2 protein-coding genes and 1 pseudogene are annotated in these 1,763 nt (G+C 65.8%); 2 read left to right on the top strand and 1 reads right to left on the bottom strand.

The genetic code is table 11. The features are described from left to right. Window positions 1-195: 195 nt before the first annotated feature. On the top strand, window positions 196-978 hold the full coding sequence (locus J0670_RS37270) for a helix-turn-helix transcriptional regulator (protein ID WP_207817207.1): 783 nt from the start codon (window positions 196-198) through the stop codon (window positions 976-978). 56 nt (window positions 979-1,034) lie between these two features. Further along, the gene (locus tag J0670_RS37275; protein ID WP_307806867.1) at window positions 1,035-1,181 is read left to right on the top strand and encodes a DUF397 domain-containing protein; all 147 of its coding nucleotides are present in this window, start codon (window positions 1,035-1,037) and stop codon (window positions 1,179-1,181) included. Between the two features lie 26 nt (window positions 1,182-1,207). Here J0670_RS37275 and J0670_RS37280 read toward each other — a convergent pair. Next, window positions 1,208-1,711: pseudogene (locus tag J0670_RS37280) on the bottom strand (Uma2 family endonuclease); the annotation flags it as partial. Window positions 1,712-1,763 lie beyond the last annotated feature (52 nt).

Consider the following 1,763-nt stretch of genomic DNA (forward strand, 5'->3'; position numbering starts at 1 on the left):
CGACCGCGCCGGTACCCGCTGGACGACCTGATCCTCTGGCCGAACGAGTAGCTCCCGGGCGGCGGTCACCCGTACGGACGGATTCAGACGATTCGCATACCTCCCAGGCGGTTGGGGACCTAACGTCAGGAACCCAGACCGAATGACTTTGGGGGGTCAGCGATGAACGCGTCCTCGTCCGCCACGCCGCCGCCGATGTCCTGGAAGTACTGCGGCAACCAGATCAAGCTCTGGCGCATCCGCGCCGGCGTCAGCCGCGAGGACCTGGCGGCCCAGGCGGGGTACAGCTACGAGAGCGTGAGATCGATGGAGGCGGGGCGGCGCAAGCCGTCGTTTCACCTGTTGCAGGTCGCGGACGATATGTGCGACGCGAAGGAAATCCTGCTGGCCGGAGCGCAGTTCCTGAAGCCTGAGAAGTATCCCCACTTCGCCGAGGAGTACATGCGATACGAGGCCGAGGCCATCGTTCTCCATTGGTTCGAAACGCTGCTCATCCCGGGGCTTCTCCAGACCGAGGATTCCGCACGGGCGCTCCTCAACGCGAATTGGCCGCCACTCGATGACGACACCATCGAGGAGCGCGTCGCCGCTCGTCTCGCACGGCAGGAACTCTTGAAGACACAGACCAAGTCGTTCAACTTCCTGATTGGCGAAGCGGCGCTACGGAACCCGCTCAGCACGGAAGCCGCGCACAAGGGCCAGCTACTCCACCTACTGGCCGTCGGCGAGGCACGCCACATCGTCATCCAGGTCGTACCAGGCGCGGGCGCACACCCGGGGTTGAACGGCCCTTTCATCCTGCTCGACAGTGCGGAGCACCAGCGCCTCGCGTACGAGGAGGGGCATGCGATGGGCCTGCTCCACTCCGACCCGGAAAAGGTCGCCCTCATGAGCCAGCGGCATGCGATGATCCTCCAGCGGGCCCTCAACCCTGAGGCCTCCGCTGCATTCATCGCCAAGCTGGCGGAGGAACTGTGAGCACCGAACTGGCCTGGTTCAAGTCCAGCCACAGCGGCACCGAAGGCGGCGCCTGCGTGGAGGTCGCCCTCGCTGAGGCCACGGTCCAGGTACGGGACTCCAAGGACAGGACTGGGCCCCAGCTCGCGTTCACTGCCCAGGCCTGGGCCGACTTCATCGGCTTCGCCCGTAACGAGGGCCCCGAGATCGGTGTGCCCCGGTAGGGCACCAGTCGCGACAGGTCCAACTCGAAGTCGAACGGCGCGGGAATGCGGATAGTATCGCCGAACTCCCGCTCCGTCCGGGTACGGTAGCGCTCCCGGGTGGGCTCGGAGAACAGTGTCACCGCCTTCTCTCGCGGGTCCACGATCAGGTAGAGCGGAAGGCCCATGCGCGGGTAGTCGCGGACTTTCCCCGTCCAGTCGTTGTCCGGGTTGTACGGCGAAGCGACCTCGACCGCGATCAGTGCCAGTTCGGCGGGGATCTCGCGGCCCAGCTCGATGACGTCCTCGGGCAGGCAGGTGAGGTCGGGGTTGCGGACGGCATCGGCCTCGGACGAGGAGAGGTCGCTGTTCCCGGTCGGGAAGTAACCTGGAGGGCAGTGCACCTCGAACTGCCGTTGGACAATCGCGAGGTTGAGCTGGTGGATCGACGACGGCGGCGCCTGCGCGATGACCAACTCCCCGGACAACTCGACCTTGAAGCCCTTCGGCAGACTGCGCAGGGCCTCTTCGAGCAGGCGATGGTGCTTCATGGGCTTTCCTCCAGTGCTTCCGACACGGTAGCGCCAACCGCGCCGTAGGCTC

It is taken from the genome of Streptomyces sp. FH025, assembly GCF_017427025.1.
In the GTDB taxonomy this organism is placed as follows: domain Bacteria; phylum Actinomycetota; class Actinomycetes; order Streptomycetales; family Streptomycetaceae; genus Kitasatospora.